Source organism: Gordonia sp. PS3, assembly GCF_041950545.1.
GTDB classification, from domain to species: Bacteria; Actinomycetota; Actinomycetes; order Mycobacteriales; family Mycobacteriaceae; genus Gordonia; species Gordonia sihwensis.
Window position 1 is genome coordinate 3,433,000 of the sequence record NZ_CP169524.1, and the last position, 26,216, is coordinate 3,459,215.

A 26,216-nucleotide genomic window follows, 5' to 3' on the forward strand; every position below is an offset into this window, starting at 1 on the left:
CGGGGTTTGGAACAATGCACCCCATGACCGAGTACCGAATCGATGATCTGGCACGGGCCGCGGGAACGACGACCCGCAACGTCCGCGGCTACCAGGATCGGGGACTCATCCCGCGTCCCATCCGCCGCGGCCGGATAGCGATCTACAGCGACGAGCACCTGGCGAAGCTGCGCGTCATCAACGATCTGCTGGCTCGCGGCTTCACGATGACGCACATCGGCGACTTCTTCAAGCGCGTGCAGACAGGCGACGACATCGCCGAGTCGCTCGGGCTGCGCGAGGTGGTGTCGCGGCCGTGGTCGCAGACCCCCACCGACACCGTGACCGCCGCCGAGTTGCACGCCAAGCTCAACACCAGCGATCCGAAGCTGCTGAGCCGGGTCCGCGAGTTCGGGCTCATCGAGCCGATCGGCGACGATGACCCGCCCCGCCAGTACATGATCAAGGACGTCGAGACCATCGACGCCTACCAGCGTCTGATGCAGATCGGCATACCGCTGCCGTACATCCTCGACCTGCAGCGACAGCTCGACGAGGACATGGACCGTGCCGCAAAGACGCTGATCAGCGCCGGCCGCCGCGCCATCACCGAAGGCCGCTTCGACGGCTGGATCCCGGAGAGCGGCGCCGAGTCGGACTGGGCGTCCACCTTCTTGGGCGAGCTGAAGGTCACCGGCCGGGTGGCGGCGCACAACACGCTCTACCGCGCGCTCGACCGCGAACTGGCACGACAGCTCGACGACTACCTGGCCGTCGCCCGCGAACGCCGGGACCAGCGCGAGAGCTGAAGGCGACCGTCTCGGATCGGGCCGCGTGAGACCGCGCTACCCGATCACGATCGGCGGGAGACCCGGTATCGGGTTCGGGATCGTCCGACGCCGGTTCTCCGGGGGCGGAGCCGGCGGCGCAGGGCCGGTCTGCGCCTCCGTCGGCGTGCGCCGCGTCGTCTTGGGCGGCGGCGGGGGCGGCGGAGGCGTGGTGTACCTGGCCAGCGGCGCCCGCGCCGCGGCGACATCGCGCGGATCCACCGAGCCGGGCACCCGGACCGGCTCGGACGCGGTGTTCGAGGTCCGGGCAGTCGGCCGGGTCGCCGATTCCGCTGCGCTCCGGTCGGGCCCCGACGTCTCATGAGCATTCATCGCCAGCGCCACGCCGCCGCCCCCGATCGCGAGCAGCGCCAGCGCCGCCACCACGATCATCCGGCCCCTCATACCCGGCTGCGGTTCGACGGCCGCGTCCGCGGGCGCCGGCTCCTCGGCAGGTGGTTCCTCGGCGCCCTCGGCATCGTCGTACACGTCCGGCAGCGCGTTGCCGAAGCGATCCAGTCCGTAGTCGGCCGGGTCGATCAGCCCGGGGTCCGCGGCGCCGGCATCCCACGCGCGGATCGGCGGCGGTGCGGGGACGGGAGCGAGCGTCTCGGTCGGCTCGTCGTCACCGCCGAAGGTCGCCGGGAAGTCGTCGCCCGGTGCGATCACCGAGAAGCCGCGTTCGGTGAGCGACTCGGACAACCCGGGCCAGGCGGTGTCGCCGGGCCCCAGCGCGATCGCATCGACCGGCAGGGCGCCCGCGAGCTCCACCACCATTCCGTGGGCGCGATTCGCCTCCGGGACGGTGGCCTCGACGACGTCGTCGAGCGTCAGCGTGAGCACCCGGATGTGCTCGTCTCCGAGGATGAGCGCACTGTCGCGTCCGGCGAGCGAGGCGCGGGCCCGGCCCACCAGGGTGACGAGCTCGGCGAAGACCTCCGGGGCCGCAGCGTCGACGCGACCGGTATCGCGCAGGTACGCGGCGATTCTGGCGTCGAGCACGTCGGGGTGGATGCGCTCCTCGACCTCGGACGCGATCACCGCACCGTTCTCGATGCGCGCGGCCCACAGTCCGGTGGGACGCAGATCGAGGGCGATCACCGCACCCGTCGGGTCGCCGGGCAGGTCGAAGTCCGCCAGCCAGGCCGGCGGTCGGCTGAGCGGGCCCGTCACGACGACTCTCCTAGTGGTGATTCGAACCCGTCACCCGCACCGGTGCCGCCGGTGCCGGCTCCGGCTCATCTCTGGAAATTGAGGTACGCCTTCGACGGCGTCGGCCCGCGCTGCCCCTGATACTTCGACCCGACCGACGCGGAGCCGTACGGGCTCTCGGCGGGGCTGGTCAACCGGAACAGGCAGAGCTGGCCGATCTTCATTCCCGGCCACAGCGTGATCGGCAGATTCGCCACGTTCGACAGTTCGAGCGTGATGTGGCCGGAGAAGCCCGGGTCGATGAAGCCCGCGGTAGAGTGCGTGAGCAAGCCCAATCGGCCGAGCGACGACTTGCCCTCCAGACGGCCCGCGAGGAAGTCGGGCAGCGAGCACACCTCCAGGGTCGAGCCGAGGACGAACTCGCCCGGATGCAGCACGAAGGGCTCGCCCTCGGCGGGTTCGACCAAGGTGGTCAACTCGTCCTGCCGCTTCGCGGGATCGATGTGCGTGTACTTGGTGTTGTTGAAGACGCGAAACAGCGAGTCCAGTCGTACGTCCACACTCGACGGCTGGACCAGGCCCGGGTCGAACGGGTCGATGCCGAGGTTCCCGGCATCGATCTCGGCACGGATGTCGCGGTCTGATAGCAGCACGATTCCTCAGACTAGAGCATGAAGGCCGAGTTCATCGAGGGTCGGGAGTGCGGAGCGCACCGGGCGGCGGTGACGTCACTGCTCGTCCCGCTGCCGGCGCCGGTACTCGTCGAGCCGGCGACCGCCGGAGACTCGGTCGCGCACCAGGAGGCTGACGAAGCGGATACCGAGACCGAGCACGATCAAACTGCTCGCCATCTGAACCGATACGGCGATCCGCGCATTCTGCGATACCGCGACCAGGTCGCCGAATCCGGTGGTCGTGAAGACCGTCAGGCAGAAGTACAGGGCGTCGACTCTGCTCAGGGCCTCGTTGAACGAACCGGGCGCGTACTCGCTGAAGAGGTAGTAGGTCGCCGAGAACGAGACGATGTAGAAGCAGATCACGGCGGCGAGCATCTCGATCGCCGTCGCGACCGGGTGGTCGGACCGGAGGAAGTGCCGGACCTCCCATACGCAGAAGCCGCCGAGCAGCGCGACGCCGACGATCATCCCGGGCACCCGCCAGGTGCTGTCGCTGCCGATCGGCAGCAGGAAGTAGCCCGCGAGGAGGACCGCCGCGGCTCCGAGCGGCCGCAGCAACGCCGCGGCCACGTGGCTCGTTCGATGGGGCGCGGTGCCGGAATCGTTCATCGAATCAATCGCACCACGCGCGGCGGACCAGGCGCAGAGAATCGCCGAACCGCCCGGTGTCCGCGCCTGTCTCGCAGCAACTCACAGCAGCGTGACGCCCCAGAGCAGCGCCCAGATCACCGCCACCAGAGCGAAGTACACCAGCAGCGCACGCCGCGACTCCGCCGCGGTCGGCGTCGAATACAGTTGCACGCCACCGAACCGGGGGAACATGTAGGTCAGCTCCAGCAATTCGCCCGCACGGACCTCACCGGTGCACTCGGCGAGGTGCTTGCGTTCGGCGCCGCGTCGGATGAACCCCGGAAACGATGCGTTCCGGGAACCACGGGGACTTCGATCCGGCCCCACTTGACCGGTGCCAGTTCGTATCCGTCAACCTCGACGCTGATCGCCGAGGAGGCGAGCACGGGATTGAAGATCGCGAAGCCGCACATGATCGCCACCCCTTCGCTCAGGTACGGCCCCTGCGGCAGCATTCCGAATGCGAGCGGCCGCGGAAGCGGCGACGGGCCGGGTCCCCACGACGGGTGGCCGCCGGGCGGTGGTTCAGTCATCGAGTCTCCGGTGGGTAGCCGATCGCGGTGATCCGAACCTAATCGGGACGGACCTCTCGCCGCGAGAGCGACCATTCGGACGGCGTACCCGCTCGGGTTCTCCACCGTGGCCCCCACAGCCGAACGGTCAGCGGGTGAACGAGCCCTCCAGCCGATTTCGCGAGCCGGGATGGATCAGCCGGGCCACACTCACCAGTCCGTGCTCGGACCAGGTCCGGCGCCGGATCAGCAGGCACGGCTCGGACCGTTCGATCTGCAGCAGCCGGCACTCCTCGGGACTGGCCAGCACCGCCTCCACCACATGCTCTCCCCGGACCAGCGGAGCCACACGGCTGAGGTAATCGTTGGGCGTGAGTTCGGTGAAGTCCTGCGCGAGATAGTCGGGCGCCTCGGCAGGATTGACGAACCTGTCCTCGACCTGGATCGGCGTCTCGTCCTCGAAATGCACCAGCACCGAGTGGAACACCGTGGCGACCCCGACGGCTTCGCTCAACGGCGCGGACGCGGTAGTGGCCTTCTCTTCGCGCACCAGCACCACCTCGGTGCGGTGCCGGTGCCCGCGCTGCTGGATCTCGTCGGCGATGTTCTTCACCTCGAACAGCGGCGACGGCGCCTTCGTTCCCGCCACAAAGGTGCCCACGCCCATCATCCGGACGATCAGCCCCTCGCCGGTGAGTTCGCGCAGTGCCCGGTTGATCGTCATCCGGGAGAGCCCCAGCGCGTTGACGAACTGGTTCTCGGACGGCAGTTGATCGCCTTCGGACCACCGGCCCGACCGGATCTGAGCCGAGACCAACCGCTTGACGCGCTCGTAGGCGGGAAGCGACTCGCCGCCGGGCTCGTCGAACAGAGCCGCGAGGTCCGCGTCGAGTTCGACCACTGCCATCGACCGCCCCTGTTCCTCGAGATCTCACCGGCCCACGAAGTCTACCGACCTCAGCCGGCCATCCGTCGCAGTTGCCGCGACGCGACGGACAGCGCGGCCAGCCCGCGGTCGGCGGAGACCGGTATCCGGGCGACCTCGTCGAGCACGGCCCGCGCCCGGCTCAGCCGGGACCCGTTGCGCTCCTCCCAGTCCGCGATCATCCGTTCGGGGCCGTCGCCGGCCACCGAGTGCATGAGAACGTCGAGGGTCAGGACGCGCACGCTGTCGTACAACTCATCCCGCAGCGCCAGCCGCGCCAGCGTGTCCCACCGGCTCTCCGTCGGCAGCGCCGACACCCTGCCGAGCAGCGGAACCAGGCCCACGTGTTCGCACAGTCGGAAGTACAGTTCCCCCGCGACGGACAGTTCGCATCCGGACCGGTCGGCGATCTCGACGACGTCGAGCAGACCGAACCGATCCAGCACCAACTCCACGTCGCGCACCAGGTCTTCGTGCGCACCGCGGCGCGCGATCGCGCGCGTACGGTCGTGCAGGTTGGTGCGGTCGGCGCCCACCAGCCAGCCGCCGAGCAGTTCCGACGCCCTCGCGATCCGCTCGCGGAACCGCGCGATCTCGGCACCGACCGCCAGCGGCTGGGGACGACGATTCAGCATCCAGCGCGCCGCCCGGTCGAGCAGCCGCCGGGAGACCAGCACGAGTTCGTCGGCGACCGCGGCGGGGACATCGGCCGTACCGATGCGCGACCAGAGCTCCGGCAACCCGAACACCTCCGTCACCACGACGAACGCCCGCGCGGCGTCGTCCGTGGACGCCCCCACCTCCTCGGCGAGCCGGAAGACGTAGGCGAGGCCACCGCCCGCGACCACGCGGTTGGTCAGTTCGGTCGCGATGATCTCGCGGCGCAACCGATGCCGATCGATCGCGTCCGCGTGCGCGCGGTTCAGCGGCTGGGGGAAGTACTCGCGCAGGATCGGCACGCAGACGTCGTGGTCGACGAGGTCGCCTGCCAGCAGTTGCTCTTTCAGTTCGAGTTTGACGTGCGCCATCAGCGTCGCGAGTTCGGGGGCGGCGAGGCCCTCCCCCGCCCGCTTGCGAGCGGCGATCTCGGCGCGGTCCGGCAGCACTTCCAATGCGCGGTCGAGCGCGCCTGCGGCCTCCAGTGCCGCGATCTGCCGGGCGTGCACTCCGAGTTGCGCCGGCGCCTCGGTGAGGGCGGTACCGATCACCGCGTTCTGGGAGACGTTGTCCGCCAGTACCAATGCCGCGACCTCGTCCGTCATGGCCACGAGCAACCGCGCCCGCGCTTCGGCGTCGATCTCACCGGCGCCCACCAGGTCGTCCAGCAGGATCTTGATGTTCACCTCGTGGTCGGAGCAGTCCACGCCGGCGGAGTTGTCGAGGGCGTCGGTGCCGACCTTGCCGCCGCCGCGCGCGAACTCGATGCGGGCGGCCTGCGTCAGGCCGAGATTGCCGCCCTCCCCGATCACACGGGCGCGCAGGTCGCCGGCGTCCACGCGCACGGCGTCGGTGCCCTTGTCCCCCGCGTCGGCGTGAGACTCGGTGCCCGCCTTCACATAGGTGCCGATGCCGCCGTTCCACAGCAGGTCGACGGGTGCGCACAGGATCGCCCGGATCAGCTCCGGCGGGGTCAGTTCGGTGACGGACTCGTCGAGGCCGAGTGCCCGGCGCACCGGCGCACTGACCGGCACGGACTTCACGCCGCGCTCCCACACCCCGCCTCCCGCGCTGATGAGCGCACTGTCGTAGTCGGCCCACGACGACCGCGGCAGCTCGAACAGCCGCCGCCGCTCCGCGTACGATGACGCGGCGTCCGGGTCGGGATCGAGGAAGATGTGCCGGTGGTCGAAGGCCGCGACCAGCCGGATGTGTTCGCTGCACAGCATCCCGTTGCCGAAGACGTCGCCGCTCATGTCGCCGATCCCCGCGACCGTGAAGTCCTCGGCACCGACGTCGACGCCGAGTTCGCGGAATCGGCGGGTCACCGCCTGCCACGCCCCGCGGGCGGTGATGCCCATCTGTTTGTGGTCGTAGCCGACCGAGCCGCCGGAGGCGAAGGCGTCGCCGAGCCAGAAACCGTATTCGGCGGCCACCTCGTTGGCGATGTCGGAGAACGACGCGGTGCCCTTGTCTGCGGCCACCACGAGGTAGGCGTCGTCACCGTCGTACCGGACCAGGCCGGCGGCCGGAATCACGGCACCGGTGGCACGGTCGACGTTGTCGGTGACGTCGAGCAGCGAGCGGATGAACAGGCGGTAACCGGAAACGCCCGCCGCGCGCAGCGCCGCACGATCGGCTTCGGCGTCACCGGTCGCGGCGGGCGGGCGGCGCAGCACGAACCCGCCTTTCGCTCCGACCGGAACGATCACCGCGTTCTTCACCGCCTGTGCCTTCACCAGACCGACGACCTCGGTGCGGAAGTCCTCACGCCGGTCCGACCAGCGAAGCCCGCCGCGGGCGACCGCCCCGAACCGCATGTGCACACCCGCCATCGACGGTGAGTGAACGAAGATCTCGTGTCGCGGGCGCGGCTGCGGCAGTTCGGCGATGGCGCGCGGATCGAGTTTGAGTGCCAGCGCCTCGCGTTCGGGCGTGGCGAAGTAGTTGGTGCGCACGGTGTTCCGCACCACGTCGACCAATGCGCGCAGGATCCGGTCCTCGTCGAGACCGAGCACCGTCTCGATCAGCGCCGATACCTCGGCCGCCGCGGCCTCGCCCCCGTCGCCGGTCGCGGCGGCCGGGTCGAACCGGGCGGTGAAGTGCCCGACGATCCCCGCGGCGATGTCCGGGTGACGGCGCAGGACGTCGGCGACGTAGGCGCTGCTGTACGGCAGTCCGCCCTGACGGAGGTATTCGGCGCAGGCGCGCAGCACGGTCACCTGTCGCCAGTGCAGTCCGGCGCGGGCCGCCAGTTCGCCGAGCGCGTCCGGCTCGGTCCGTCCGTGCCACAGCGCCCGCACGGCGGCGGCGAAGCGCGCCGCGAAGGCCTCGAAACCGTCGGTCGGGGCGCTCGGGTAGCGGACCGTGAACTCGTACACCCAGCACGGCACCTCGGTCGGCGAGACCAGCGCGTACGGACGCTCGTCGAGCACTTCGACGCCGAGACTCTGCAGCAACGGCATCACGTCGCCCAGCGACGCCGGCTGTCCGCCGACGTACAGCGACAGCCGGTGCCGGTCCGCCGCGGCCGGGTCAGCGGCGAGGCGGACATCCAGGTCCCCGGCGGCGAGCCCGGCCAGAACGTCCAGGTCCACGCGAGCGCGCCGAGGCTCGAAGTCCTGCTTGTACCCGGCGGGCAGCCCGGAGACGAACCGTGCGAGTGAGTCGCGGATGTCGGTCTGTGCGCCGTCGAGGGCCGCCTCGTCCCATCGGCGGAAGACGCGGGCGAGGGCGTCGTCGATCCCGCCCGCGGCGGTGTCTCCGGCGTCCGTGTGGTCGGCGTCGGTGTGGACGAGGGCGGCGGTGTCGGTGGGAGATGCGGTGTCCATTTCAAGGGACCCTTCCGCCGGAGACCACGCTGCATCCGGCTGATCGTCGTGTCCGTTCGGGTGGTCGAACTTCTCGCGTCCCGGGACCGGTTTCGGAACCGCCCCTTGACACGAATCTGTATAGACAGGAATATACAAGTCATACTTGCAGAACGTGAGCCAGTACACAACCACCGATAAACACGACGCAGAACACCAGGAGTTCTCATGGACATCACCTCGCCCGGCCACGAAGCCCGCCCCGTCCGCGCACCGCGCGGCTCCGAGCTGAACACCCTCGGGTGGCAGCAGGAGGGCGCGCTGCGGATGCTGATGAACAACCTCGACCCCGAGGTCGCCGAACGCCCGGACGACCTGGTCGTCTACGGCGGCACCGGTCGCGCCGCCCGCAGCTGGGCCGCGTTCGACGCGATGGTGGCCACGCTCAAGACCCTCAAGGACGACGAGACCATGCTGGTGCAGTCCGGCAAGCCGGTCGGCGTCTTCCGCACCAACGAGTGGGCGCCGCGCGTGCTGCTGGCCAACTCCAACCTCGTCGGCGACTGGGCCAACTGGGAGGAGTTCCGCAGGCTCGAGGAACTCGGGCTGACCATGTACGGCCAGATGACGGCCGGCTCGTGGATCTACATCGGCAGCCAGGGCATCCTGCAGGGCACCTACGAGACCTTCGGTGCCGTGGCCCGCAAGCGCTTCGGCGGCACGCTGGCCGGGACGATCACCCTCACCGCCGGCCTCGGCGGCATGGGCGGCGCGCAGCCGCTGGCGGTCACGATGAACGACGGCGTCGCGATCTGCGTGGAGTGCGACCCGGCCCGCATCGACCGCCGGATCGCGCATCGCTACCTCGACGCGAAGGCCGAGACCGTCGACGAGGCGCTCGATCTGGCGACCAGGGCCCGCGACGAGCGCCGACCGCTGTCGATCGGCCTGCTCGGCAACGCGGCCGAGATCTTCCCGCAGCTGCTGGAGATGAACGCCCCGATCGACATCGTCACCGACCAGACCTCCGCGCACGACCCGCTGTCGTACCTGCCCGTCGGGATCTCCCTCGAGGACTGGCACACGTACGCCCAGAAGGATCCGCAGTGGTTCACCACGGAGTCGCAGCGCTCGATGGCCGCGCACGTGGAGGCGATGGTCGGGTTCATGGATCGCGGCGCCGAGGTCTTCGACTACGGCAACTCGATCCGCGACGAGGCCCGCAAGGGCGGCTACGAGCGGGCGTTCGAGTTCCCGGGCTTCGTTCCGGCCTACATCCGCCCGCTGTTCGAGGAGGGCCTCGGCCCGTTCCGGTGGGCGGCGCTGTCGGGCGACCCGAAGGACATCGAGGCCACCGACAAGGCCATCCTCGAACTGTTCCCGGAGAACGAGCACCTGCGGCGCTGGATCACGATGGCCGGTGAGCGGGTGGAGTTCGAGGGACTGCCCGCCCGCATCTGCTGGCTCGGTTACGGAGAGCGGCACCGTGCCGGACTCAAGTTCAACGAGATGGTCGCCAGCGGCGAACTGTCGGCGCCGCTGGCCATCGGCCGCGACCACCTCGACTCCGGTTCGGTGGCCTCGCCCTACCGCGAGACCGAGGACATGGCCGACGGTTCGGACGCGATCGCCGACTGGCCGCTGCTCAACGCACTGGTCAACACGGCGTCCGGCGCCTCCTGGGTGTCGATCCACCACGGCGGCGGCGTCGGCATGGGACGCTCGATCCATGCCGGTCAGGTGTGCATCGCCGATGGAACCGAACTCGCCGCGCAGAAGATCGAACGGGTCCTCACCAACGACCCGGGCATGGGCGTCATCCGGCACGTGGACGCCGGCTACGACCACGCCACCGAGACCGCGCGCACCCGCGGCGTGCGCATCCCGATGGCCGAGAGCTGACCGATGACCTCAGACGGATCGGTTCTCATCACCGGCATCGGCACGTTGATCACCAACAGCCCGGAGCTCGGCGACGGTCCGCTGGGACTGCTCCACGACGCCGCGATGGTCTTCCGCGACGGCGTCGTGGAGTGGGTCGGCCCCGCCGCCCGGGTTCCGGACGGCGCCGCGCACCACCGCTACGACGTGGACGGACGCGCCGTGCTGCCGGGCTTCGTGGACAGTCACGCACATCTGGTGTTCGGCGGTGAACGCGCCGAGGAGTTCGCGGCCCGGATGACGGGCGAGCCGTACGGCGCGGGAGGTATCCGTACCACCATCGCCGCCACCCGCGGCGCCTCCGACGACCAGCTCGACGCCAACATGGCGCGGCTGGTGCGCGAGGCGCTCGCCGCCGGGAGCACCACGATCGAATGCAAGTCCGGTTACGGGCAGGACATCGACACCGAGATGCGCAGCCTTCGCGTCGCGGGCCGGCACACCGGTGAGACGACGCTGCTCGCCGCGCACGTGACGCCGCCCGAATACACCGGTCGCACCGACGATTACGTCGAGATGGTCTGCGAGCGGATGATCCCCGACTGCGCACCGCACGCGAAGTGGATCGACGTCTTCTGCGAGACCGGCGCGTTCGACCGCGACCAGTCCGAGGCGGTGCTGCGTGCCGGCATCGACGCCGGGCTGACCGCGCGAGTGCACGGCAACCAGCTCGGCCCCGGCCCCGGCGCGCAGTTGGCCGTCGAGCTCGGCGCCGCGTCGGTGGACCACGTCACGCACACCACCGCCGACGACGTCGAAGCGCTGGCCGCGAGCAGCACGGTCGCGACCCTGCTGCCCACCGCCGACTTCTGCACGCGCAGCAGCAGATACCCCGACGCCCGCGCGATGCTCGACGCCGGCGTCACCGTGGCGCTGGCCGCCGACTGCAATCCCGGCACCAGTTACACCACGAGCATCCCGCTGTGCATCGCGCTGGCCGTGCGGGAGATGCACATGAGTCCCGACGAGGCGGTCTGGGCCGCCACCGCCGGCGGAGCAGCGGCCTTGCAGCGCAACGACATCGGCCGGCTGACGGTGGGATCGCGCGCCGACGCGATCGCGCTGGACGCACCGTCGCACATACATCTGGCCTATCGGCCGGGAGTTCCCCTGGTCCGCGAGGTGTGGAAGAACGGGGCACTCGTCCCCGCCCGACACTGACAACCGAAGATTGAGAGGCACAAGCGATGTCGATGACCGGACTCGTGGATGTGACACCCGAACCGTGGTCGGAGCGAGACGACGGCCCGGGTGCCGGGCATGTGCGGTGGCATCACGTGGTGCGCCCGCTCGTCGCCGACGATCCGCCCGCCGCCGACTCCCCCGCCCCCACCACGATCGTCGGCTTCGCCAGCGACGAAGGGGTACGCCGCAACAAGGGCCGCACCGGAGCGGCGACGGGGCCCGGTGCACTGCGGCGCGCGTTGGCGCCGATGGCCCTGTCCGGACCGATCAGCGTCTTCGACGCCGGCGACGTCGCTGTCACCGACGGCGAGCTGGAAGCCGGCCAGGAGCGGCTCGGCCGGTCCGCAATGAGCATCGTTGTAAGTGACACCAACCACGTTGTCTATACATGTATAGACGTGTGCTCCCGCTCGGTCAAGACCGCCGTCGCCGCATCGCCATGTCCGTCCGTCTCATGAGGACGCGGAGGCGGGGCCGACGCCGGATGCTCGAGCCGTCACAGCAGACGGAATACGTTGCGGCGGGCGATGTACGGACCGTCCGAGGAATGGTCGGGGCAGCGGGTCGGCGCCGCGTCAGCTCGCCCGACGACGTGGCGTTGAGACCGCGCCTGGTGCGGCGATCGCAGATGCACTCGTCGAGTGTCGCCATGCGGTGGACTCAGAGTCCGATCGAGACGTCCGGAGTCGGGTGCGGGCGAGCCCGCACCTACTCGCAGATGTTGACTCACAGTTGCCTCGCAACGCGAAATCCCCCGGCCAGAAGCACTCTGACCAGGGGATTTCGTGGAGCCGATGACGGGAATCGAACCCGCACTCTCAGCTTGGGAAGCTGATGTTCTACCACTAAACTACATCGGCACTGCGAGGCGATCTCGCGGCTCCAAGACTAGCAAACCGCCGTCGACTCGCAGTGACCGACGCTCCGGAAGCCGTCAGGTGTGACGGCTTCCGTCAGGCCGTCCAGTGCGGATCACGGCCCGACAACCCGACGAGCCTGTCGAGCGGCGGGGCGGTCTCAGGAACCGGCACGCTAGCCGCGAAGGCCTTGCCCTCGCCCTGGAAGTCCGGGGTGAGCATCCCGGGCGCGAACTCCAGCGAAGCCTCCAGCGCGCTGTCGGCGGGCGCCCAGGGTCTCCCGGCCGCGCGAGCCAGGTCCCAACCGTGAACCTGGTACTCCCACAACATCATCGACAGAGCCATGTCTCCGGGCATCGCGGACTCTCCGATTCGGAGCGGTTCGGCGGCGGCCTCCGGCAGCACGACGTCGAGTCGTTCGGCGAGCTCCCGTACCTGGTCGCCGCCGGTGCCGGCCACAGACACCGCGCCCGGATCACTGCAGAGATGGTCGTCTGAAGTGAATCCGTCGGTGAACGCGGTCAACCACCCCACGACGTGGGCCCGCAACGTCTGAAAGTCGAACTCGCTGCATGGAGTCGGAGCGTCGAGCGGAGTGTCTGAGGCACCGTCGAGAACGTCGGCGAGGCTCTTCAGGGTCTGGTTCAGGGCAGTGGACGTTTCCATGATTCGACGGTACGACCACACACTCCCGAGGTCTTGAAGATTTCCGACATCTCCACCGACCGCTCACGGACCAGTTTTGTCGGACCTGAGTGATAGCGTTCAGGTATTCAAGAAAACATGGTTTGAACAGCTGAAACACTCGGGGGAGGTGGCAGCGATGACCGATCCGATCACCGATTCGATCGCCACTGTCGTCGCCACCGGCGCGCTGCCGGGGCGGCCCGCCGAACTACTCGCCCTGATCGATGCCGCGGCGGTCAAACTCGCCGAGACCTCCCTGTCACCGGAGACCGAACCGGAACTGCTGGCCCACACACAGACCGCCGAACGCATCCGGCGACGCTGGGACGGCGTTTCGTCCAGATTGTTGGTGGAGGTCTCCGACCGCAACGCGCACCGCACCGCCGGCTACCTGAAGCCACACCAATACCTCTCACAAGGGCTGCGGCTGGGAACCCGCGAAGCGGGTCGACGGCTCCGGATGACCGAGACCATCGGCGAGTTCTCCAACTTCCAAGGTGAAACCCTGCCTCCACGCAAGCCCGCCACCGCCGCCGCGGTCGCGGCCGGGACCGTCGGCGCCGAACACGCGTTGGTGATCTCCGCGGTGCTGGCGAAAGTACCGGCCTGCATCTCGCCGGAGGTCAAAGCCCGCGCCGAAGCCGAACTCGCTCACGCTGCGGCCGGACTGAATCCGGATGATCTGGGCAAGGTCGGTGACCGCCTGCTCGCTCACCTGGACCCCGACGGTCAGGAAAGCGATCACGTCGACCGGCAACGCCAACGCGGAATCACCATCCTCCCGCAAGACCGACAACTCATGAGCAAAGTGCGCGGCGCGATGACTCCGGAGTTGCGGGCGAAGTTCGAGGTGATCTTGACCGCCTGGGCCGCACCCGGGATGAACAATCCCGCCGACCCGGATTCGCCGACTGGAACCATCGACGCCGACGGCATCGACGCCGAGGCTTTGGCGGCGGCGCGGGGCCGGGATCTGCGCAGCGCCGCTCAGCGCACACACGACGCACTGCTGGCGTTGTGTGATTACGTTCTCGCCCACGGCGGACTCGGAGCACCGAACCGGATACCAGCCGAGTTGGTCATCACCGTCACCGACCAAGAACTCGCCGCCCACGCCGGCATCGCATTGACCGCCACCGGCACCCGCGTTCCGATCGGCGAACTCGTCCGGCTCGCCGCCGAGGCTGTGCCGCATTTGGCGGTCTTCCGGAATCACACCAGCGAGGTCCTCTACCAGGGCCGCGGTGCGCGGTGTGCGAGCAAGGCGCAGCGGTTGGCGTTGTTCGCCCGCGACCGCGGCTGCACCGCCCCTGGCTGCGACCGCCCGTTCGCGCAGACTCAGGCCCATCACGCACCGGACTGGATCACCCCGGGAGGGCGCACCGACATCGACGCTCTCGGCGCCGCGTGCGGGCGCCACAACCGCGCCGTCGGCACCAACCGCGGCCAATGGGAGACCACCACCCTCACCGACGGACCCGATGCCGGACGCATGGCCTGGCGACCAGCCACCACCAATCACCCCTGGCGCCTGAACCCCATCCACCACGCCGGACAAGCACGGCACCTGTACCCACGAGAACTCCCCCAGCCACCTCCGCAGACGCAACCCGCACAGCCGAGAGCCGGATCCCGTCCGTACCACGCGGCCTGATCGGGCGCGCGGGACCGCGAATGCGGCCACTTCCCCCGAAATGAGACTATCGTCACACTCATGGGAGGGGCTCATCCGTCGCGCCGTCGCGCCATGTCGGTCCGAGTCAATCCTGCTCTGCTCCTGGCTGCGGCTCTCGCCCTCGCGCTCGCGTTGAGTGCCGCACTGACCCCGGCGATCCCGTCCAGTCTCACCGCCTCCGCCGAGGCCAAGCCGGCCGGCTCACTGCCGTCCACGTTCCTCTGGGGTGTCGCCTCCTCCGGTTTCCAGTCCGAAGGCGACTCCCCCGACAGCAACTGGACTCGCTACATCGCGAAGGGTGCGACCGACGATCCGATCGGGACGTCCGTCGATTTCCGGCATCGCTACGCATCAGACATAGCGCTGGCGAAGAGCCTCGGCGCCAAGGTCTACCGCATCGGCATCGAATGGGCCCGCATCGAACCGCGCCCCGGCCACCTGGCTGCACGAGAACTCGACTACTACGACGACGTCGTGCGCACCATCGTCGCCGCGGGAATGCGGCCGATGATCACCCTCGACCACTGGGTGTACCCGGGTTGGATCGCCGACCGCGGCGGATGGTCCGACCCCGGCACACTCGACGCCTGGCTGCGGCACAACCGGATCGTCGTCGACCGGTACGCCAAGTACCACCCGCTCTGGATCACGATCAACGAACCGGCCGCGTACGTCCTGAAAGAGGTCCAATACGGTGGCATACCGAAGAAATCGGTGACGCTGATGGTCGACAGACTCGTCAAGGCCCACCAGACCATCTACCGATACATTCACGCCAAAGACCCTGGCGCCCAGGTCAGCTCCAATGTCGCCTACATTCCGACCATCGAGCCCGGCCTCGACCAGGCCTTCCTCAACCGCATCCGCAACCAGCTCGACTACGTCGGACTCGATTATTACTACTCCATCTCCCCGACCGACCCCACGGCCGTGTACGCCGCGACGAGCGAGTTCTGGAAGGCGGCGGCGGCGACCGACGGCGTGTACTACGCGCTCCGCGACATGGCGCACCGCTTCCCGGGCAAGCCGCTCTACGTCGTGGAGGCGGGCATGGCCACCGAGAACGGCAAGCCCCGGCCGGACGGGTACCGGCGCGCCGACCATCTCCGCGACCTCGTCTACTGGATCCAGCGCGCCCGCCGCGACGGACTCCCGGTGATCGGCATGAACTACTGGAGTCTCACCGACAACTACGAATGGGGCAGCTACACACCGAGATTCGGTCTCTACACCGTGAACGTCAAGACCGATCCCACGCTCCGGCGGATCCCCACCGACGCCGTGACCGCCTTCCGTGGCATCACCGCCGAGGGCGGCGTCGGGACGCGCTACCGGCCGACCCGTCCCGCGACCGTGTGCTCACTGGTGGCAGCCCCGGCCAGCTGCCTGATGCCCGCACGATGACCGGCACTCAATCCGGCCACCGCCCGGCCTGCTTCAGTGCCAACCGAAGCGCGTACTCGAGCTGACCGTTGACGCTGCGCAGGTCGTCCGCCGCCCATTTGGCGATCGCCGCATGCACGTCCGGGTCCAGCCGCAGCAGCACCTTCTTCTGCTCGCGCTTCGCCGGACGGGAAGCGCCCGACTGCTCGGTCATCAGGCGTACAGGGTTCCCGCGTTGACCACCGGCTGCGTGGCACGGTCACCGCACAGCACCACCAGCAGATTCGAGACCATCGCCGCGCGACGCTCCTCGTCCAGCTCGACGACGCCCTGTTCGGCGAGCCGGTCGAGCGCGAGACCGACCATCCCCACCGCACCCTCGACGATCTGCTGACGCGCCGCCACCACCTGCGCGGCCTGCTGTCGGACGAGCATCGCCTGCGCGATCTCGGGCGCGTAGGCCAGGTGCGTGATCCGAGCCTCGATGATCTCGATGCCCGCCATCTGGGTGCGCTCACGCAGTTCGACGGTCATCTCCTCCGCGATGGTGGCACCGTCGCGCAGGCTGATGGTGTCGGTCTGATGCGAGTCGTACGGATAGCTCGTAGCCAGATGACGTACCGCCGCCTCCGACTGGATGGCGACGTACTCCTCGTAGTCGTCGACCGCGAACGCCGCCTTGAAACTGTCGACGACGCGATAGACCACCACCGCCGCGATCTCGACCGGATTGCCGTCCGCATCGTTGACCTTGAGCTTCTGAGTCTCGAAGTTGCGGATACGCAGCGAGATGGTCCGGCGATCGGTCAGCGGCGTCACGAGGAAGAAGCCCGCGTCGCTCACCGAACCGATGTAGCGGCCGAAGAACTGCAGCACCTTGGCCTCGTTGGGGCTGACCGTCGTCAGACCGGTCATCGTCAGCAGGGCCGCGAAGCCCACGATCACCGCGAGCACGGTGACGACGATGAGCGCGGGCGACGCCCCGTCCGACACCGCTGCGATGGTCGCGATCACCGCCACCACGCAGGCGATCACCACCACCAGCGATCCGAGCAGACCGATGAACCCGTTGGTCCGCCATGCATTCCGAAAGTCCACAGCGACACCCTCCCGTCGACGGCGGACCGGTCGTCCACCACTAGCAGGATGATATCACTGAGCTATCAGCGGCACGGCTGATCGCATGAGTCAGCTCGCCGGGCCGGAGACCTTGGTCATGCGGCGGGTTCCGGAGCGCACCTTCCACGACTGCGCGTGATACTCGCCGGTGTGCCGGTCGGCGCGGTCGTTGAGCGAGTACCAGTCCATCTGGGCCGCTGCGGGATCGACGGTCAGCACCCCGTACCCGTGGGCGTCCGTGTCGACCCAGCGGGCGTGCCGATTCGTCGCCGTGATGGCGGCCGCGGCGGCGTTCCCGACCGTGTGCTCGGGCGCCTTCACCATGTCGTCGAGATTGTTCGACGTCACCGAGGTCACCACGAACTCCGTGCCGAGTGTGCCCGCGCCCGGATAGTCGGCGGGCTTGCGCGGAATCTCATTGGCCCACGACATGTGGATGTCGCCGGTGAGGAACACCAGATTCTTCTTGCCCGCGCGGTCGGCGGCGTCGAGCAGTCGCGCCCGATCCTTCGTATAACCGTCCCACTGGTCGGTGTTGAAGGGCACGCCGTTCTCCGGAACACCGATCAGATCGGTGATCGCCTTGGTCGTGTCCGGGTTCAGCGGCGGCAACAGCACCGGCGAGATCATCACGGAGTTGCCGATGAGCTGCCATCGGGTGGTGGAGGTGACGATGCCGCCGGTGACCCACTCCATCTGCGCACGACCGGTGATCGTGGTGGCGCCGGCGTCGGACTGCTTGCTGAACCTCGACGCCTCGCGGTCCCGATAGGTCCGCAGATCGAGCATCGACAACTCGAGCAGCCTGCCGTAACGCAATCGCCGGTAGATGTGCCGGTTGTTCGCCGAGACGACCGGCCGAACCGGCATCCACTCGTAATACGCCTTGTCCGCGTTGGCCTTTCGTGCCGCCCACGACCCCTGCCTGGCGGGATCGTGATTCTCCGCCCCCGAGCGATACGAGTTGTCGGCGGTCTCGTGATCGTCCCAGGTCGCGATGAACGGGAGCGCGCGATGCAGTTGCTGCAGGTCGGGGTCGGTCTTGTACTGGCCGTGTCGGATGCGGTAGTCCGCCAGCGAGACGATGTCGTGCGCCGGGCGGTGGATCCGCACCGGGCCGTTCTTCCCGCCGTATTCGCCTGCGCCGTACTCGTAGATGTAATCACCGAGATGAATGACGGCGTCGAGCTCCGTCCGCTGGGCCAGGTGCCGATAGGCAGCGAAATAGCCCGCCTCCCAGTTGGAGCAGCTCACGACTCCGAAGCGAGCCTTCGCGACATCGGCGTCGGTGGCGGGCGCGGTCTTGGTGCGGCCGACCGGCGACACGGCGCCCGCAGCCGGCCCTCCGGTGACCCGGAACCGGTACCAGTAGACGCGGGCCGGCGCGAGTCCGCCGACGTCGACCTTCACCGTGTGATCGCGTGAGGCGTCGGTGGTGACCGAGCCCGAGGCGACCGTCGATCCGAAGTGCTCGTCCGCCGACATCTCCCAGACCAGATTCGACGACGGCCCGCGTCCGGAGCCGGGCGTCGCCTCCGCGGTCGGAGTGACGCGCGTCCAGAGGATGACACCGTTCGGCAGCGGATCGCCGGAGGCCACTCCGTGCTGGAACGCCGCCCGCGGGCCGGGCGCGCCCCGGGCGTCACCCGCCGCGACGACAGAGGGAACACCGAGGGCCAGCGCGCCGGCCCCGGCGGCGCCCATGAAGGCACGCCGGGAGACTGGGAGGGAGGTTCGTTTCTCAGACATCGCGAGAAGGCTGGCAGAGACAGGTTACTCGTCAGTAAACGCAAGTCGGCGCCGACATGGCGAATAGTGCTGGAATCGAACACCTTTCGTTCACGTAGACGTGGAACCATCACGCCCATGACCGACAACAGCCCCCAGCCGCACCGCCGCGGCCTCAATCGACGCACCTTCCTCGCGGGCGCCGCCGCCACCGGCGCGGCCGCCGGCCTCGGAGCACTGGGATCCACCGCCCGGGGAGCCGGAACCGCCTCCGCGGCGTCCCGCTTCCCCCTCCCGTCGAAGGCGTCGAGCCTCCACGTCCTGGTGACCGGCGACGCGGGCACCGGCGAGAAGCCCCAGTACGCGGTAACCGCCGCCGCTCGGAGGATCCACGCGACCACTCCGTTCGACCTCGCCCTCGGTCTCGGCGACAACATCTACGAGACCGGCCCGAAGGGCCCGGACGACCATCAATTCACCACCAAGTTCGAGAAGCCGAACGCCGGTCTCGACTTCCCGTGGCTGATGACGCTCGGCAATCACGACAACACCGCCGTGTTCCCCGGCGACGGCGGCTGGCTGCTGCGCGGCGACGCCGAGGTGGCCTACCACCGGCGCTCCCGCCGCTGGTACATGCCCGCGCGCTATTACAGCGTCCCGCTCGGCGTCGCCGACGTCTTCGTCCTCGACATGAACCCCCTCGCCGCCTACATTCCGCCCTTCCTGTCCCCCGAGTGGGAGCCCGGCGGCCACTACATGACGCGCCAGGCGGCATGGCTCGACCGCGCGCTGCGGACTTCGACTGCACCTTGGAAGATCGTCTGCACCCATCACCCGTACGCGAACAACGGACCACACGGGCCGGCAGGCGACTTCGACGGCCTCCCGGCCCCGCTGAACGGCGTGGAGATGAAGCGGTTCATCGAGAAGCACGTCGCGGGCCGCGCGCACTTCCTGTTCTCCGGACACGATCACAGCCAGCAGGTCCTCGAGAACGTCTCCGGACTCAAGGGCACGCGCCAGATCGTGTCCGGGGCCGCGGCGAAGTCGGTGAACGGCCGCTCCGCCGGCCGCTTCCGGGCCAAGTACGAGAACTACCGCGACCGCGGATTCATGACGCTCGCGATCGATTCCACATCGGTGGTTCTGACGGCCCACGAAGTGGCCGCGAACGCGTCCGGGCCGACGGAGGCCTTCACCACGACGTACCGACGCTGACGTCGAAGTACCTACACCGCACAGTCCCGATCCATCGGACTTTTCGCTGAAAACCCCTCCCCCGACCGACTGACGGCGCTAGTTTCAAGCAATCCATCTCAGTCGTTCGTCGCATCTCGTCGCGGGTCGCCGACCAGGGGAGGCTTCAGATGTCCAAGCTCACGACTCGACGGATCCTGGCCGCCTCCGCCGTGGCCATCGTCGCCGCAGGCGCGTCAGCGGCACCGGCGCACGCGGCGTCGACTCCGGGGGTATCGGCGACATGCGCACCCGGTGAATCGGCCGATGCGAGCATCCGCAATCCGATCAACGGCAACGTCCTGATCCCGATCACCGCCGACTGCAAACGGGCGGCACCGGTCACGGCGGCACTGGGTGACGGGTTGCTCCGCCTGTTCGGTCAGGAACCGATCCTGCGGGACCTCAACCAGGCGATCGCCGTCGGTCCGGCACTGCCGACCAAGGCCTCCATCGCGGGCGGCGGGATCACCGCCGCGATCGCGGTCACGGCGGTGAGGCGCATTCGCTCGCCAATGTGCTGAGCCTCGGTGTCGCCGCCGGTCTCCTCGGCGGAAAGGCCTCGGCCAATGCGACGGTGCTCGGAGCCTCCGTGGCGGTGGCAACGGTGACGGGCGCGCGCGCCGAGGCCACCGCCCTCCCCGCGGCACTCGCCTTCAGCACCGCCGACGCCCGCGGACGCACCACGACGACCACGGCGTTCGGCGGGGTCACCTCGGCGAGCAGTGGCAAGGGGCCCGGCAACGGCGCGATCTGTACGGCGGCCTTCGGCACCGCCGAGGTCCGCTCCGGAAACTCGGTGACCGACTCCTGCACCAGCGTGGGATTCCTGTTCCAGCGGACGCAGCACGACGACGGCCCGATCGCTCTCTCGGTCAAGAACCCGCTCGACGTGAGCCTGGTGAATCCCTTCGGCGAATCACTCGGCGACCTCGTCGGTGTGGTCGGCTCGGTGGTCGACGTTCCGGACGCGGTGCACGATCTCCTCGGTGCGCGGATGGTGCCGCGCCTGAACAGCGATGTGGTCCGCGTCGTGATGGATCCCGCCCGGCCGCGACTGGAGACCGACATCCCGGCCTGGCTGCGCGGCGAGACGCGACCCAAGGGCCGTTAGCCTGCGGTGCCGTCGTCCGCCGAGTTCGCGGAGGCGGCACGCGCGCCGCGTCCCCACCGGGCGATCGCGACGCCCCAGAACGCCAGCCACAGGCTCATCCCGCCGACCTGGATCCGCTGGGCCAGTCCCAGCCGGTAGTCGCCGCCGAGCCGGTCGGCGGCCAGCATCCAGACGGTCGCGAGCACGACGACGGCGAAGACCAGACCGCCCCCGTAACGCAGCCACGCCCAGTCGCCCCGCCGCCAGGCCGCCAATGACGCCGCGACCATCGCCACGAAGATCGCGAACACCGCGAGCGAGCTCGTGAGGGCGTGAACGTGCTGCAACTGCGGCAGCAGGCCGCGTGACTCGGATGGGCACCCCGGGTCGCGACCGGCCAGACACTCGATCGGCATCAGCGCGTCGGCGATGGTCGACGCACCGAACGCGCCGATCGCCACCGCGGCGGTGATCGAGAACCTGTTGCGCACCAGCGACGGCGGCCAACCGAGGCCGAACGCGGCGAGCAGCGAGAAGACCCCGGTCAGCACGTCGCCAGTCACGTAGACATCGCGGTGCGGCATGTGGCCGCTGTCGAGCTCGGACAGGAACGAGCGCATCGGATCGAGTCCGGAATGCAGGAACAGGTCGAGCACCCACGACGAGTAGCAGACCCCCGCCAACACCAGCATCGCGCCGACGAAGGCGGATCTGGCTCGTAATCCGTGCACGACGTCGGAGTCTACCGAGGTCGGCGCCCGACCGGTTCGCGCCGAGTCCCGTCGACGGCCCCTCGAACGTTTACATCGGCTGATGGTAGCTTTCTGGACCATGTCACCTCGCGAACTCCAGAACGTCTATGTCCTGGGCGGTAACCGGATCCCCTTCGCTCGTTCCAACGGCGCCTACCTGGGCGAGACGAACCAGACGATGCTCACCGCCGCGTTGAACGGCCTCGTCGACCGCTTCGGTCTCCACGACGTACGCCTGGGCGGGGTGGCCGGCGGCGCTGTCGTCAAGCTCGCCCGCGACCACAGCCTCACCCGCGAAAGCCTTCTCGACACCCCGCTGTCGCGGGCTACTCCCACCGTGGACGTGCAGCAGCAGTGCGCCACCGGAGGCCAGGCCGTGGTTCACATCGCGAACAAGATCGCGTGCAGCCAGATCGAGTCCGGCGTCGCATGCGGTGCCGACACCACCTCCGATCCGCCGATCGGATTCGGTCCTCGGCTGCGCAACCGGCTCGTCCGGGTCAACGCTGCCCGCAGCCTCCCCGACCGCCTGCGCGAGGCCGTGCAGATCCCGCTGTCATTGGACTTCGACGTCCCCAGCCCCGCCGAGCGCCGAACCAACCTCGTTCCCGGTGCCGCCCAGGCGGTGACCGGCGCGGCGTGGAACGTCACTCGCGCCGACCAGGACCGCATCGCGCTCGACTCCCACCACAATCTGGCGCGGGCCTACGACGACGGATTCTTCGACGACCTGCTGACCCCGTTCGCCGGGCTCGCCGAGGACGACAACCTGCGACGCGGTCTGACCGCCGAACGGGTCGCGGCGCTCGCACCGTGTTTCGGCGGGCCCGACGGCACGATGACGCCGGCGAACTCGACCACGCTGACCGACGGGGCGTCGTCGGTCCTGATGGGCACGGCCGCGTGGGCGCAGAGCCGCGATCTGACCCCGCTCGCCCGGCTGGTGGACGCACAGAGCTGGGCGGTCGACTACGTGGACGGCGACCCGAAGACGCAGGGCGTGCTGATGGCGCCGGTGTACGCGGTCGACGAACTGCTGCGCCGCAACGGCCTCGCCCTGCAGGACTTCGACTTCTACGAGATCCACGAGGCATTCGCCTCTCAGGTGCTCTCGACGCTGGCCGCCTGGAACGACGATGAGTTCTGCCGGACGGCTCTGGGCCGCGACCGGGCACTCGGCGAGATCGACCGCAGCCGCCTCAATGTGTGCGGCGGCTCGCTGGCCACCGGTCATCCCTTCGGCGCCACCGGCGGCCGCATCGTCGCAACGGTCGCCAAACTCCTCGCCTCCCAACCGGGCTCGCGCGCGCTGGTCTCGATCTGCGCGGGCAGCGGCATGGCCGTCACCATGATTCTGGAATCGGCCGGCTGACCGACCGCGGTCGGCGGACGCGCTCAGCGGCTGCCCGACGGGCGGGCCTGCACGGCGGTCGCGCGACGGCGTGGCACCAGGCCGGCCCGCGCGTGCGCGACGATGATCTCGGTGAGCGCGGTCACGGCCGGCGACCGCAGCTTCCAGTACTGCCAGAACAGCGGTACGTCGACCGGCGTCTGCGACAGTTTCACCAGGTCTCGCCCGGTGTGCTCGTCGTCGAGATCCACTTCGGGAACCGCTCCCCAACCGATGCCGGCGGCGATGGCCCGCCGGTACTCCGCGGCCGCCGGAATGTAGTGGACGGGCGGTGAGATCGGTTCGGCGACGAGCTGTTTCAGCGTTTTGATCTGCAAATGGTCGTTGCTGTCGAACATCACCATCGGCGCGTAGCGCATGTCTCGGGCCCGTACGCCGTGGGGCAGCCAGTACTCGATGAACTCCGGCGAAGCGACCGCGAAGTACCGCAGGGAACCGAGTTCGATGGTCTCGCAGCCCCGCACACCGACCGGGTCGGAGGTGACGGCCCCGATCACGTCGCCCGACCGAAGCAGCGCGGTGGTGATCGACTCGTCGTCACGGTTGACGTCGATCGAGACGGCGTGCTCGCGGTGGAGTTCGGCGAGCACCGGAAGGAACCACGTCGCCAACGAGTCGGCGTTGCAGGCGATCGACAGCTCCACCCGCGGCAGATGCCTTGGGTCGCCGTCGAACTCCGGCGCGGTCCCGATCAGCGCGCCCCGGGCCTCGGCCACCAGGACCTCCCACTGTTCGCCGAGCCGGGCGAGCACCTCGCCGTCGACGGTCGGCGTCGCGGGCTTGGTGCGGCGCACCAGCACTCTCCCCACCGACTGCTCCAGCGCCTTGATCCGCTGGCTCACCGCGGACGGCGTGACGTGCAGCGATGCCGCCGCCGCCTCGAATGTGCCCTCACGGAGGACGGTGGCCAGCGTCACGAGTCCTTCAACCGGAAACTCCATATTAAGTCATTCTAATCTTTACTAAGAATCATTTGTTGGACTAATGAGGTCGACGTTCCTAGCGTGGACTCACGTGATCAGCACGTACCTTCTCGCCGCGCTCGCCGGCCTCGTGACCGGCGCCGGCCTCATCATCGCGATCGGACCGCAGAACATCTATGTCATCCGGCAAGGCGTGAGTGGTGCCTACGTACTCCCGGTGATCGCGGTCTGCGTGGTCTCCGACATCGTCCTGATCAGCGCGGGAACGGCGGGGCTCGGCGCCTTGGTCTCCGCTCATCCGAGCGCCGTCGCGATCGCTGAGTTCGTCGGCGGCGGCTACTTGCTCGTCTTGGCCGCCCTCGCCGCGCGGCGCGCTCTTCGCCCTGGCTCCGGACCCGCGCACTCCGGCTCCGGACGGACCGTGGGGCTGTGGGCTGCACTGGGCACCGCACTCGCTCTGACCTGGCTCAACCCCCACACTTACCTCGACACGGTTCTCACCCTCGGATCGATCGCCAACAGTCACGGCGGCGCCAAGTGGTCGTTCACGATCGGCGCATGCACGGCATCCCTGATCTGGTTTCTGATGCTGGGCCTCGGCGCCCGGCGGATGGCGCCGGTGTTCGCCTCTGCGCGCGCGTGGCGCGTCCTCGACACCGCGATCGCCGCCGTGATGGCCGCTCTCGGCGTGATGCTGATCGCCGGAGCCTGAGTCGCACGCAGCGCGCCAGACGACGTCGCTGTACACCTCTCCCCGCGCACCGGACGTCTCTAGACTCGGCTGTACAGGCGAAGTGAGGAGAAGTGAGATGACCGGACCGAACCGACCCTCCGACCCCGTCGTGATCATCGGCGGCGGGCTCGCCGGAGCGAAGACCGCCGAGCAATTGCGGGAGAACGGATACTCCGGCGGCGTGGTGCTGATCGCCGCCGAGCGCGTCGCACCCTATGAGCGCCCACCGCTGTCGAAGGAGTTCCTCGCCGGAAGCAAGTCGCTGCCGGAGTTCACCGTCCACGACGAGGCCTGGTACGCAGATAACGACGTCGACCTGAGGTTGGGCGTGCGCGCCGAGTCCGTCGACACCGCATCGCGGACCGTGCGTCTCAGCGACGGCGGTGCCGTCGCCTACTCCGCACTGGTGCTGGCCACCGGGTCGACGTCCGTGCATCCGCCGATCGACGGCGCCGACGCGGCGGGCGTTCACTATCTCCGCACCGTGGACGAGGCGTCCGCGCTTCTGGAGACCTTCGGCGAGGGCAAGCGGCTCGCGGTGATCGGCGGAGGCTGGATCGGCCTGGAGGTGGCGGCCGCGGCCCGGCGTCGCGACACGGAGGTGACCGTGGTGGAGGCCGCCGATCAGCCGTTGCGGGCCGCGCTCGGACCCGAGATCGGCGCTGCCTTCGCCGATCTGCATCGCGCGCACGGTGTCGACCTGCGCACCGGGCGCAAGGTCTCGTCGATCACCGTCGCCGACGGCAGGGCCACCGGCCTCGAACTCGACGACGGAACGACCGTCACGGCCGACGCGGTCCTCATCGCCGTCGGAGCCCGGGCCGAGACCGGGCTCGCCGAAGCCGCCGGGCTCACGCTCGCCGACGGCGGGGTGGCCACCGACAGCCGGCTGCGGACCAGCGCAGCGGACGTGTACGCGGCCGGCGACATCGCCGCCGCCATGCACCCGATCCTGCGGACGCGGGTCCGCACCGAGCACTGGGCCAACGCTCTCAACCAGCCAGCCGTGGTCGCGGAGAACATCGTCGGGCGCGACACCGAGTACACCCGCATGCCCTACTTCTTCACCGATCAGTACGACCTCGGAATGGAGTACCGGGGCCTCGCCGAGGGCTACCGGCGCGTGGTGACGCGCGGCGACGTCTCCGGGCTGGAGTTCCTGGCCTTCTGGCTCGACGAGGCCGGAACCGTTCTGGCCGGGATGAACGTGAACATCTGGGACGCCGGCGACGACATCGCAGCCCTGGTGCAGGCACGGCGCCCGGTGGACGCCGCCGCGCTGGCCGACCCCGAAGTACCCTTGTCGAGCCTGATCTGACACCCG

Annotated in this window: 25 protein-coding genes and 1 tRNA gene; 12 read left to right on the plus strand and 14 right to left on the minus strand. The window is 69.1% G+C overall.

Annotated elements, in window-relative coordinates; genetic code table 11:
- Nucleotides 1-23 precede the first annotated feature (23 nt).
- Nucleotides 24-788, plus strand: coding sequence for a MerR family transcriptional regulator (locus tag ACE11G_RS15945; RefSeq protein WP_375003044.1), 765 nt, complete (start codon nucleotides 24-26; stop codon nucleotides 786-788).
- 36 nt (nucleotides 789-824) lie between these two features.
- Here ACE11G_RS15945 and ACE11G_RS15950 read toward each other — a convergent pair whose 3' ends face one another.
- The 7 genes from ACE11G_RS15950 to ACE11G_RS15980 all read right to left on the minus strand — a co-directional run bounded on the left by ACE11G_RS15950 (nucleotide 825) and on the right by ACE11G_RS15980 (nucleotide 8,190).
- On the minus strand, nucleotides 825-1,979 hold the full coding sequence (locus ACE11G_RS15950) for a hypothetical protein (RefSeq protein ID WP_346076661.1): 1,155 nt from the start codon (nucleotides 1,977-1,979) through the stop codon (nucleotides 825-827).
- A 65-nt stretch (nucleotides 1,980-2,044) separates the two neighbouring features.
- The gene (dcd, locus tag ACE11G_RS15955; RefSeq protein WP_006896972.1) at nucleotides 2,045-2,611 is read right to left on the minus strand and encodes a dCTP deaminase; all 567 of its coding nucleotides are present in this window, start codon (nucleotides 2,609-2,611) and stop codon (nucleotides 2,045-2,047) included.
- Nucleotides 2,612-2,686: 75 nt separating this feature from the next.
- Nucleotides 2,687-3,244, minus strand: coding sequence for a potassium channel family protein (locus tag ACE11G_RS15960; RefSeq protein ID WP_375003047.1), 558 nt, complete (start codon nucleotides 3,242-3,244; stop codon nucleotides 2,687-2,689).
- An 81-nt stretch (nucleotides 3,245-3,325) separates the two neighbouring features.
- Nucleotides 3,326-3,457, minus strand: a complete 132-nt coding sequence (locus tag ACE11G_RS15965) for a hypothetical protein (protein WP_375003049.1) — start codon at nucleotides 3,455-3,457, stop codon at nucleotides 3,326-3,328.
- Nucleotides 3,458-3,462: 5 nt separating this feature from the next.
- Nucleotides 3,463-3,798 (minus strand): hypothetical protein, encoded by a 336-nt coding sequence (locus ACE11G_RS15970; protein ID WP_375003051.1) that lies wholly within the window; start codon nucleotides 3,796-3,798, stop codon nucleotides 3,463-3,465.
- A gap of 127 nt (nucleotides 3,799-3,925) precedes the next feature.
- Nucleotides 3,926-4,684 carry a histidine utilization repressor gene (hutC, locus tag ACE11G_RS15975; protein WP_278125953.1) on the minus strand — a complete coding sequence of 253 codons (759 nt, stop codon included), beginning with the start codon at nucleotides 4,682-4,684 and terminating at the stop codon, nucleotides 3,926-3,928.
- A gap of 50 nt (nucleotides 4,685-4,734) precedes the next feature.
- Nucleotides 4,735-8,190, minus strand: a complete 3,456-nt coding sequence (locus ACE11G_RS15980; protein WP_375003053.1) for an NAD-glutamate dehydrogenase domain-containing protein — start codon at nucleotides 8,188-8,190, stop codon at nucleotides 4,735-4,737.
- 207 nt (nucleotides 8,191-8,397) lie between these two features.
- On the opposite strand from ACE11G_RS15980, the gene hutU reads away from it, so the two are divergent.
- Genes hutU through ACE11G_RS15995 form a run of 3 tightly spaced genes read left to right on the plus strand, consistent with a single transcriptional unit; the run spans nucleotide 8,398 to nucleotide 11,753 of the window.
- Nucleotides 8,398-10,071 carry a urocanate hydratase gene (gene hutU / locus ACE11G_RS15985; protein ID WP_006896977.1) on the plus strand — a complete coding sequence of 558 codons (1,674 nt, stop codon included), beginning with the start codon at nucleotides 8,398-8,400 and terminating at the stop codon, nucleotides 10,069-10,071.
- Between the two features lie 3 nt (nucleotides 10,072-10,074).
- Nucleotides 10,075-11,271, plus strand: a complete 1,197-nt coding sequence (gene hutI / locus ACE11G_RS15990) for an imidazolonepropionase (protein WP_375003056.1) — start codon at nucleotides 10,075-10,077, stop codon at nucleotides 11,269-11,271.
- Between the two features lie 32 nt (nucleotides 11,272-11,303).
- Nucleotides 11,304-11,753 carry a hypothetical protein gene (locus tag ACE11G_RS15995; protein WP_375003058.1) on the plus strand — a complete coding sequence of 150 codons (450 nt, stop codon included), beginning with the start codon at nucleotides 11,304-11,306 and terminating at the stop codon, nucleotides 11,751-11,753.
- Between the two features lie 328 nt (nucleotides 11,754-12,081).
- On the opposite strand, the gene ACE11G_RS16000 is transcribed toward ACE11G_RS15995, so the two are convergent.
- Nucleotides 12,082-12,155 (minus strand) — tRNA-Gly (locus ACE11G_RS16000).
- Between the two features lie 93 nt (nucleotides 12,156-12,248).
- Nucleotides 12,249-12,818, minus strand: coding sequence for a TIGR03086 family metal-binding protein (locus tag ACE11G_RS16005; protein ID WP_039867662.1), 570 nt, complete (start codon nucleotides 12,816-12,818; stop codon nucleotides 12,249-12,251).
- 157 nt (nucleotides 12,819-12,975) lie between these two features.
- On the opposite strand from ACE11G_RS16005, the gene ACE11G_RS16010 reads away from it, so the two are divergent.
- Nucleotides 12,976-14,493 carry a DUF222 domain-containing protein gene (locus ACE11G_RS16010; RefSeq protein WP_375003060.1) on the plus strand — a complete coding sequence of 506 codons (1,518 nt, stop codon included), beginning with the start codon at nucleotides 12,976-12,978 and terminating at the stop codon, nucleotides 14,491-14,493.
- A 93-nt stretch (nucleotides 14,494-14,586) separates the two neighbouring features.
- Entirely contained in the window at nucleotides 14,587-15,918 is a 1,332-nt protein-coding gene (locus ACE11G_RS16015; RefSeq protein ID WP_375004178.1) for a family 1 glycosylhydrolase, read from the plus strand.
- A gap of 7 nt (nucleotides 15,919-15,925) precedes the next feature.
- Here the strand turns inward: ACE11G_RS16015 and ACE11G_RS16020 are convergent, their stop codons facing one another.
- The 3 genes from ACE11G_RS16020 to ACE11G_RS16030 all read right to left on the minus strand — a co-directional run bounded on the left by ACE11G_RS16020 (nucleotide 15,926) and on the right by ACE11G_RS16030 (nucleotide 18,720).
- On the minus strand, nucleotides 15,926-16,111 hold the full coding sequence (locus tag ACE11G_RS16020) for a toxin-antitoxin system HicB family antitoxin (RefSeq protein ID WP_006896996.1): 186 nt from the start codon (nucleotides 16,109-16,111) through the stop codon (nucleotides 15,926-15,928).
- Nucleotides 16,111-16,995 carry an SPFH domain-containing protein gene (locus tag ACE11G_RS16025; RefSeq protein ID WP_006896997.1) on the minus strand — a complete coding sequence of 295 codons (885 nt, stop codon included), beginning with the start codon at nucleotides 16,993-16,995 and terminating at the stop codon, nucleotides 16,111-16,113. The genes ACE11G_RS16020 and ACE11G_RS16025 overlap by 1 nt, the downstream gene beginning before the upstream one ends.
- A 90-nt stretch (nucleotides 16,996-17,085) precedes the next feature.
- Nucleotides 17,086-18,720: an alkaline phosphatase gene (locus ACE11G_RS16030; RefSeq protein ID WP_006896998.1), complete on the minus strand. Its 1,635-nt coding sequence runs from the start codon at nucleotides 18,718-18,720 to the stop codon at nucleotides 17,086-17,088.
- A gap of 162 nt (nucleotides 18,721-18,882) precedes the next feature.
- On the opposite strand from ACE11G_RS16030, the gene ACE11G_RS16035 reads away from it, so the two are divergent.
- From ACE11G_RS16035 to ACE11G_RS16045, 3 genes are all read left to right on the plus strand, one after another.
- Nucleotides 18,883-19,962: a metallophosphoesterase gene (locus tag ACE11G_RS16035; RefSeq protein ID WP_006896999.1), complete on the plus strand. Its 1,080-nt coding sequence runs from the start codon at nucleotides 18,883-18,885 to the stop codon at nucleotides 19,960-19,962.
- A gap of 149 nt (nucleotides 19,963-20,111) precedes the next feature.
- Nucleotides 20,112-20,504 (plus strand): hypothetical protein, encoded by a 393-nt coding sequence (locus tag ACE11G_RS16040; RefSeq protein ID WP_375003063.1) that lies wholly within the window; start codon nucleotides 20,112-20,114, stop codon nucleotides 20,502-20,504.
- Nucleotides 20,498-21,094, plus strand: coding sequence for a hypothetical protein (locus ACE11G_RS16045; protein ID WP_375003065.1), 597 nt, complete (start codon nucleotides 20,498-20,500; stop codon nucleotides 21,092-21,094). Before ACE11G_RS16040 ends, ACE11G_RS16045 begins: the two co-directional genes overlap by 7 nt.
- On the opposite strand, the gene ACE11G_RS16050 is transcribed toward ACE11G_RS16045, so the two are convergent.
- Nucleotides 21,091-21,765, minus strand: coding sequence for a DUF998 domain-containing protein (locus ACE11G_RS16050; RefSeq protein WP_062366204.1), 675 nt, complete (start codon nucleotides 21,763-21,765; stop codon nucleotides 21,091-21,093). The two genes, ACE11G_RS16045 and ACE11G_RS16050, sit on opposite strands and share 4 nt — an antisense overlap.
- A gap of 139 nt (nucleotides 21,766-21,904) precedes the next feature.
- Between ACE11G_RS16050 and ACE11G_RS16055 the strand changes: the two genes are divergently transcribed.
- Nucleotides 21,905-23,197, plus strand: coding sequence for an acetyl-CoA C-acetyltransferase (locus tag ACE11G_RS16055; protein WP_006897002.1), 1,293 nt, complete (start codon nucleotides 21,905-21,907; stop codon nucleotides 23,195-23,197).
- 23 nt (nucleotides 23,198-23,220) lie between these two features.
- On the opposite strand, the gene ACE11G_RS16060 is transcribed toward ACE11G_RS16055, so the two are convergent.
- A complete protein-coding gene (locus tag ACE11G_RS16060) occupies nucleotides 23,221-24,177 on the minus strand; it encodes a LysR family transcriptional regulator ArgP (protein WP_006897003.1) in 957 nt (318 codons plus the stop codon).
- A 43-nt stretch (nucleotides 24,178-24,220) separates the two neighbouring features.
- On the opposite strand from ACE11G_RS16060, the gene ACE11G_RS16065 reads away from it, so the two are divergent.
- The gene (locus tag ACE11G_RS16065) at nucleotides 24,221-24,871 is read left to right on the plus strand and encodes a LysE/ArgO family amino acid transporter (protein WP_006897004.1); all 651 of its coding nucleotides are present in this window, start codon (nucleotides 24,221-24,223) and stop codon (nucleotides 24,869-24,871) included.
- A 97-nt stretch (nucleotides 24,872-24,968) separates the two neighbouring features.
- Nucleotides 24,969-26,210: an NAD(P)/FAD-dependent oxidoreductase gene (locus ACE11G_RS16070; RefSeq protein WP_006897005.1), complete on the plus strand. Its 1,242-nt coding sequence runs from the start codon at nucleotides 24,969-24,971 to the stop codon at nucleotides 26,208-26,210.
- The last annotated feature ends 6 nt before the right edge of the window (nucleotides 26,211-26,216 follow it).